General features: G+C 68.7%; 8 protein-coding genes. 4 read left to right on the top strand and 4 right to left on the bottom strand.

Features of this window, described 5'->3' with window-relative positions:
• Positions 1-114: 114 nt before the first annotated feature.
• From AWQ71_RS24675 to AWQ71_RS24665, 3 genes are all read left to right on the top strand, one after another.
• Entirely contained in the window at positions 115-942 is an 828-nt protein-coding gene (locus tag AWQ71_RS24675; RefSeq protein WP_067137183.1) for an HARBI1 family protein, read from the top strand.
• Between the two features lie 6 nt (positions 943-948).
• Complete coding sequence (locus AWQ71_RS24670; protein WP_067137182.1) at positions 949-1,827, top strand: class I SAM-dependent methyltransferase; 879 nt, start codon at positions 949-951, stop codon at positions 1,825-1,827.
• 117 nt (positions 1,828-1,944) lie between these two features.
• A complete protein-coding gene (locus AWQ71_RS24665) occupies positions 1,945-2,601 on the top strand; it encodes a DUF7822 domain-containing protein (RefSeq protein ID WP_218001941.1) in 657 nt (218 codons plus the stop codon).
• 208 nt (positions 2,602-2,809) lie between these two features.
• Here AWQ71_RS24665 and AWQ71_RS24660 read toward each other — a convergent pair whose 3' ends face one another.
• A complete protein-coding gene (locus AWQ71_RS24660; protein WP_067137181.1) occupies positions 2,810-3,691 on the bottom strand; it encodes an SDR family oxidoreductase in 882 nt (293 codons plus the stop codon).
• Positions 3,692-3,795: 104 nt separating this feature from the next.
• On the opposite strand from AWQ71_RS24660, the gene AWQ71_RS24655 reads away from it, so the two are divergent.
• Positions 3,796-4,413, top strand: coding sequence for a TetR/AcrR family transcriptional regulator (locus AWQ71_RS24655; protein ID WP_067137180.1), 618 nt, complete (start codon positions 3,796-3,798; stop codon positions 4,411-4,413).
• A 213-nt stretch (positions 4,414-4,626) separates the two neighbouring features.
• On the opposite strand, the gene AWQ71_RS24650 is transcribed toward AWQ71_RS24655, so the two are convergent.
• From AWQ71_RS24650 to AWQ71_RS24640, 3 genes are read right to left on the bottom strand one after another with little or no spacing between them, the layout of a single operon-like run.
• The gene (locus AWQ71_RS24650) at positions 4,627-5,487 is read right to left on the bottom strand and encodes a haloalkane dehalogenase (protein ID WP_067137179.1); all 861 of its coding nucleotides are present in this window, start codon (positions 5,485-5,487) and stop codon (positions 4,627-4,629) included.
• Positions 5,488-5,500: 13 nt separating this feature from the next.
• Positions 5,501-5,890: a pyridoxamine 5'-phosphate oxidase family protein gene (locus AWQ71_RS24645; RefSeq protein ID WP_067137178.1), complete on the bottom strand. Its 390-nt coding sequence runs from the start codon at positions 5,888-5,890 to the stop codon at positions 5,501-5,503.
• On the bottom strand, positions 5,887-6,702 hold the full coding sequence (locus AWQ71_RS24640; protein WP_067137177.1) for an NAD(P)H-binding protein: 816 nt from the start codon (positions 6,700-6,702) through the stop codon (positions 5,887-5,889). The genes AWQ71_RS24645 and AWQ71_RS24640 overlap by 4 nt, the downstream gene beginning before the upstream one ends.
• Between the last annotated feature and the right edge of the window lie 17 nt (positions 6,703-6,719).

The following is a 6,719-nucleotide window of genomic DNA, read 5'->3' as shown; positions in this document are numbered from 1 at the left end:
AGCCCTTCTCGGCAACAACACATGTGCGGAGTGTGATCGCGAGCGGACATGCGACATGAGTGAAGCCCCTGGTAGGAACAGGTCGACCAAGATCCAGTTCCGCAGAGGCTTCACGTGTCATCCAGTATCACCTACACCGCTGTGCTCGACGTCAACAAGGAGACCGCCGAGTTCCTCGCCCGGCTGCTCAAGGAACACCGCACCCGCCTCGGCACCCGGAAGGACACCCGCGCCCTGGGGCCGTTCAAGCAGGCCATACTCATCCTGCGCTGGTTCGTCGACGGCACCCGGATCGCTCAACTCGCCCGGGACAACGCCATCTCCGTTCCGACCGCCTACCGCTACCTCCACGAGGGCCTGACCGTGCTCGCCGACCACGCCCCCGACCTGTCCACCGCGCTGGAGCGCGCCGCCCGCGCCGGCTACACGCACCTGAATCTGGACGGCACGGTGGTGCGCACCGACCGCGTAGCCACCCCCGGACCAAACGGCGCGGACCTGTGGTGGTCCGGAAAGCACAAACACCACGGCGGAAACGTGCAGGTCATCTCCGCGCCGGATGGATGGCCCCTGTGGGTCTCCCCGGTCCGGCCTGGTCGCGAACACGACATCACGTGTGCTCGCGCCCACGGACTCCTCGACACCCTCAACCGGCTCGCCGACACCCTCGGCGTTCCCACGCTGACCGACCTCGGCTACGAGAACGCGGGTCCGGGCCTGCGCCATCCGGTCAAGAAGCCCAAGGGCGGCGAACTCGCCGGGGACGCCAAGGCGTTCAACCAACTCATCCGGGGCGTTCACGGTGTAGCCGAACGAGCGAACGCGCTGCTGAAGGTCACCTTCAAGACTCTGCGCCGGGTCAGCCTCGACCCCGCCGCGATCACCCGGATCGCCCGCGCAGCCCTCGTCCTGCTCCAGGTTGAGCACGGACGCACCGCCTGAACGGAGATCACAAAGAGTCAGGCGACGTTACCGAGAAAGGTTCAGTGGGACGGTTCCCTGTTCAAGGGCGCTTCCGCCTATTACGAGCGCGGGCGTCTTCCGTACGCTCCGGGCTTCGTCGAGACCCTGGCCAAGGTCCTCGGCCTGGACGGTGACGGGAGGCTCCTCGATGTCGGCTGCGGTCCGGGGATCGTGTCCCTTGCTCTGGCACCGCTCTTCGCCGAGGTGGTCGGCCTCGACCCGGACCAGGACATGCTGGCCGAGGCGGAGCGGCAGGCGGCGCGCCGCGGGGTGGCGAACACACGCTGGGTGGCTGCCCGTGCCGAAGATCTGCCCGCCGGGCTGGGCGAGTTCCGGGCCGTGCTGTTCGCCCAGTCGTTCCACTGGATGGACCGGGATCGGGTCGCCGCGACCGTGCTTTCGATGCTGGAGCCCGGTGGCGCGTTCATCCATATGAGCGAACTCAAGGACCAGTTCGGAGAATCAATCCAGCAGCCGCGACCGGTCTCGCATCCGGTTCCGCCGTACGACGAGATCCGCGAACTGGTGCGGCGGTATCTCGGCCCGGTCCGCCGCGCGGGCCGGGGAACACTTCCCAACGGCACGCCGGGCAGGGAGGACCTGGTCCTCGCGCGGGCAGGATTCGAGAACGTCGAACGGCACACCGTTCCGGCCGGACAGCTGGTCGAACGATCCGTGGACGACGTCATAGCGTGGGTTTTCTCTCGATCCGACTCCGCCCCACACCTTTTCGGAGAAAGGGTGGCGGATTTCGAACAGGACCTGCGGGCACTCTTGCAGAAGGCATCACCCGACAGAGGCTTCGCCGAGTACCTTCCGGCGACCGCGATCATGACATGGCGCAAACCGCAGGGTGACCGCTGACGACGGAGCGCGTCCCGCACGAGACAGCGGCGGATGTTCGCAGGCGCGGTACTGCCGGCCCGTTCCGAAGTTGAGGCCGGAATGGTACGGACATCAAGCCAGGTGTCCGTACCCGGCATGTTCGTGCAGGAGGGCGCGCAGGTGGGGTCCGCCGCCGGATCCCGGGAGACACCCTGCCGGCCACGGCCGGGCGCCGGGACGGCACGTTTCCTGTCGGCCGGCGCTGTTATGGTCGCGGCCATGGCTAACCGCTCCTACCTTTACTCCGCGGACTCGCTGCCCAGCGTGGAAGGCATTCCGAAGCCGGTCCGGTGCATCTCTGAGCACAATTGGAGCATCCCGCTCGCGCACAAGTTGCTGGTCGGACGTGAGACAGCTGTCGTTCCGTCCACGATCTGGAACCCGCGCATCGGCATCGCCGCGGATTTCGCCGGTGGCGCGAGCCTGCTCGGAGACCTCCTGCGGTTAGTGGGCCAGGGACTCGCCGACCGCGACTTCGCCGCATGCGTCGACAAGACCATGGCCCACCTGGACAAGCAGCGGGGAAAGTTCTTTCTGCTGGAGACCGGAGAGATCATCTCGCTCAGCGACAGTGATCCCGAGCAGGAGGTGCGCGATCTGGTCGCCCACGACATCCCCGCTGCCGTGGCCCAGGCCGAAGCGGCACTCGCCGGCGACAACGATGAGTGGCTCGCGTCCGTACGCGCCGACTGGCAGGACCACTTCGGGTCCTTTTACAACGAGTGGCTTTACTTCTCCTTCCCAGTTGACTAACCCTGATTGACGCATGTCCGGCACCGTACGAGCAGGGATATGCATCGGATGCCGGAATGCGCCTTCGCATGTCAGCGAAGGACGCCCGCCGCGGTGGTCGGGGCATCAGGAGGGCCGCCCCTGGGCGATCTCAATGGTTTTGCTGTCGAGCCCCTGACGTGATCGTTGTCGGGCAGGCCGGAGTGCACCGGCATGCGGGGCCGCCGGATCAGACGGGTGCGTTGAGAACGTTTTCGGTGAAATGGCGGCCCCAGTGTGGGCGGCTGCCGTCGACGTCGAACACGTTGTACTCCTCGGCGAGATCCCAGGACGTCAACACGTGCCCGCTTCTGCGGTCGACCTGGGGATCGGCGGCGAGGGCGGCAATGACGCGGCCGATGAAACGGGGGGTCTCCGAGGCCAGGAAGTGCGGATCCTGCCGGCCGGCGTCGCGCCAGTTGGCCTCGGTGACGCCGAACCCGTCAAGCATGGCCTCCGAGCGCAGGAACCCGGGAGTGACAGCGAGGGCGGTGATTCCGTGCGGGCGAAGCTCTTCGGCCTGCGCCAGCGCCAGACGATTGACGGCGGTCTTCACCATGTCGTAGGCCAGGTTCCCTCGGTAGTGGACGCCGTCGCCGTCGGTCACCTCGACGATGAGGCCGCCGGCGTGTTCCCGCATGAGAGGCACCGCCTGCTGGCTGGTGATCAGGTGCGTGAGGACGGCGCGTTCCCACAGCACCTGGAGCTTGGCCAGGTCGAGCTGCCAGAACGGGGTTCCCCACTCGGTGAGCGGGTCGCCGCCCCACACGTCATTGATCAGCAGGTCCAGCCGACCGTGATCGGTGCGCACCCGCTCGATGACAGCGGCGACCTCGGCGGGGCGGGTGTGGTCGCAGCGGACGGCGATGCCGGTGCCGCCGGCCTTGGTGACCAGCTCGGCGGTCTCCTCGATCGTCTCCGGGCGATCGAGGTCGGACCGGGCGGAGCGCGTGGATCGGCCGGTGACGTAGACGGTGGCACCGGCGGTGCCAAGCTCCAGCGCGATGCCCCGCCCCGCGCCACGTGTGGCGCCGGCGACAAGGGCGACCTTTCCGGCCAGAGGTGGCTCCATCAGCGAGGTCTCCCGAGAAGGTCGGAGTGAGTCAGACGTCATGGTCATCTCCTCTGCGACGACGTGGAGTACATACTAAACGAATATTCATTTAGTATGTATCCATGACGATGGGACGACCGAGAACAGTCAGTGACGAACAGGTTCTCGCCGGCGCCGCACGCGTGATCGCACGTGTGGGTCCAGCACGCCTGACGCTGGCCGAGGTGGGTCGTGAGGTCGGATTGTCCGCGGCCACCTTGGTGCAGCGCTTCGGTTCCAAACGCGGCGTCCTGCTGGCGGTGGCCGCTCACGGAGCCGATGCCCTGCCCCGTCGGGTGGCCGGCGCCAAGGACGCGAGCGCCCCCGCCGCGACTCTGATCGAGATTCTCGCCGAGGTGGCCGGCACCATCCGCAGCTCCGAGGAGTTCGCCAACCACCTGGCGTTCCTGTTGCTGGACATGTCCGACCCGCAGTTCCGACAGATCAGCCGCGACTACGCCGCTGCCGTCGAACGCGCGATCGCAGACGCCCTGGCCGCGGGCCAAACCGCCGGCGAGCTCATCAAAGGTGATCTCAGCCGACTGTCGCGGGCGATTCACGCCGCCTACAACGGAGCACTCATCGCCTGGGGCCTGTCGGGTGACGGCAGCCCGGCCGAACGCGTCCGCGAGCAGCTGACCCTGCTCCTCGGCCCCTACCTCGAACCGACGGGCCCGGTCCCGCCACGACCGGCGACCTGACGACCGTCGCCACCGGCCCCGGCCCGCAGGCGGGAATGGCCGGCGACACCATCGCATCGCCATAGCCATCCGGGGTTCTGCACGCCCTGCGGGCGGTCAGCGCGCTCTGACGGGCCGGCACAGCTCCTCTCCGGCGCGACCTGGGCGGGTCCGACGAGCCTGAGCCCGGGCGACGCGCCCACACTGCCGATCGAGGCGGGGCGGGCCGGGAGATCAACGGAGCCGGTGTTCGTCCGCCCAGTCGGCGACGGCCGCCGCGATGGCCTGGGGCTGATCCTCCGGAGTGTGGTGACCGGCGATCGCCTCATATCGTGAGATCTCAATGCCGGCGATGTTGTCCGCGCACCACTCGATCAGCTCGGGGCCCATCATGGTGCCGGGGCCGGGCCGGAAGGTGACCAGCAGCTTCGGCACCTCGGCGCTGGTGGCCAGCCACTGGTCGTAGGCCTCGACTCTGGCGACGACGTCGGCGGGGTCCCCGCCCAGCGGCATCGACCGCGGCCACTGCAGCAGCGGCAGGCGGCTTTCCCTGGTGGGGTACGGCCGGCGGTACGCCGCGAAGTCCTCCTCGGTGAGCGGCTTGGCGACAGTGCCAGGCAGGGCCTGCTCGATGAAGGCGTTCTCGTCGAGGATCATGGCCTCCCCCACGCCGTCGGCCTTGATCGCCTGGAACATCTGACGACCGCCCTCGGGGAACTCCTCCCAGGACATCGGCTTGACGATGGTCTCGGTGAAGGCGATGCCACGCACCCGACCGGGGTGACGGGCGGCCCAGTCGAAGGCCAGGGCGCCTCCCCAGTCGTGACCGGTGAGCACCACGTCGTCGAGTTCGAGGGCGTCGAACCAGGCGTCCAGATAGCGGGCGTGGTCGGCGAAGGTGTAGTCGATGGCGGGTTTCCCCGACTCCCCCATGCCGATCAGGTCGGGAGCCAGACGGCGGCCTGAGCCGACGGCGGGCAGGACATGCCGCCACAGGTGGGAGGAGGTCGGGTTGCCGTGCAGGAAGACCATCGGCGGACCGGCGCCGAGCTCTCGATAGAACATCGTGGAGTCGAGCACATGCTGGACAGGCATAACGAAAATCCGTTCACGTGTTGAGTTTCATCGTCCGGTCCACCGCGATCTCAAGCACGACCCGGCCCGGCGGGTCGGGAGGCGGTGAACCGTAGCGCCGGGTGTAGCGGCGGGCGGCCACGGCTACCCTCCGCGGATCGCTGGACACGGTGGCGGCGCCTTCGAGGGTGACCCAGCGAAATCCCTCGGCTTGACAGAGTGCGGCACGTCCGCCCGGGCGGACGGCCACGTTACGGGCCTTGCGCGAGGAGGCGACGGTCAGGACTCGGAGCAGAGCCGCGGCGGCGTCCCAGGTGAAGCGCACCGCCACCAGGTGCGGGGAGCCGTCCGGTCGCAACGTGGTCAAGATGGCCACGCGCGGCTCGGTCAGGAACGCCTCCGCCGAGCTCGGCAGACCGATCATCGGAAGGCGGCGATGTTCCGCGCCGCCCAGTCGGCGAAGGTGCGCGGCGCGCGGCCGAGGATCCGCTGCACGTCCGGGCTGACCTTCTGCTCGGCGGCGGTCGGCTCGCCCAGGATGGCCAGGGTGCCCTCCGCGATCGGTTCGGGCATGAACTGCAGCATCTGCGTGCGTGCCTCCTCGCGCGTCTGCTCGACGAATCGCACCGCCGCGCCCAACGCCTCCCCGATCATCGCGGCACGCTCGCGCGGGGTGACCGGCCCCGGGCCGGTCAGCTCATACGTACGTCCGGCATGTCCGGCTTCTCGCAGGATCACGGCCGCGACCTCGGCGATGTCGGCCGGATCGATGGTCGGCAGCCCGACGTCGCCGAACGGGGCGGCGACCGTACGGTCCGCGCGAATCTGCTCCGCCCAGGCGAAGGCATTGGAGGTGAAACCGCCCGGCCGCAGGATCGTCCAGTCCAGCCCCGAACCGCGGACGGCGTCCTCGAAGGCGGCGGCGTGGCGGTAAGCCTGCGGCCGGGTTCCCGCGCCTTGGGAGGACAGCAGCACCACTCGCCGAATCCCGCCCGCCTTGGCCATGTCGAGGATGGCCCGCGGGTCCTCCCCCGCGACAAGCAGGAACAATGCTTCGGCCCCCTCGAAGGCCTCCTTCAGGCTGGCGGGCTCGGCCAGGTCGGCCGGGCTGTGCCGGACCCCCTCCGGAAGCGGCGCCGGCTGCCGGGAGAGTCCGGTCACCTGCTCCTCCGCCTCGCTGAGCAGGCGGACCAGCTCGTGCCCGACTTTTCCGGTGGCACCCGTCACGACGATCATGGAACTCGCTCCTGAGT

It is taken from the genome of Microtetraspora malaysiensis, assembly GCF_001528665.1.
In the GTDB taxonomy this organism is placed as follows: domain Bacteria; phylum Actinomycetota; class Actinomycetes; order Streptosporangiales; family Streptosporangiaceae; genus Microtetraspora_A; species Microtetraspora_A malaysiensis.
The sequence above is the reverse complement of the archived record's forward strand: the minus strand, read 5'-3'. Positions and strand labels throughout refer to the sequence as shown.

Excerpts from the sequence above, each read along its gene's own strand:
- AWQ71_RS24665 (WP_218001941.1), top strand. The coding sequence starts at position 1,945 with ATGTTCGTGCAGGAGGGCGCGCAGGTGGGGTCCGCCGCCGGATCCCGG.
- AWQ71_RS24660 (WP_067137181.1), bottom strand. The coding sequence starts at position 3,691 with ATGGAGCCACCTCTGGCCGGAAAGGTCGCCCTTGTCGCCGGCGCCACA.
- AWQ71_RS24655 (WP_067137180.1), top strand. The coding sequence starts at position 3,796 with ATGACGATGGGACGACCGAGAACAGTCAGTGACGAACAGGTTCTCGCC.
- AWQ71_RS24650 (WP_067137179.1), bottom strand. The coding sequence starts at position 5,487 with ATGCCTGTCCAGCATGTGCTCGACTCCACGATGTTCTATCGAGAGCTC.
- AWQ71_RS24645 (WP_067137178.1), bottom strand. The coding sequence starts at position 5,890 with ATGATCGGTCTGCCGAGCTCGGCGGAGGCGTTCCTGACCGAGCCGCGC.
- AWQ71_RS24640 (WP_067137177.1), bottom strand. The coding sequence starts at position 6,702 with ATGATCGTCGTGACGGGTGCCACCGGAAAAGTCGGGCACGAGCTGGTC.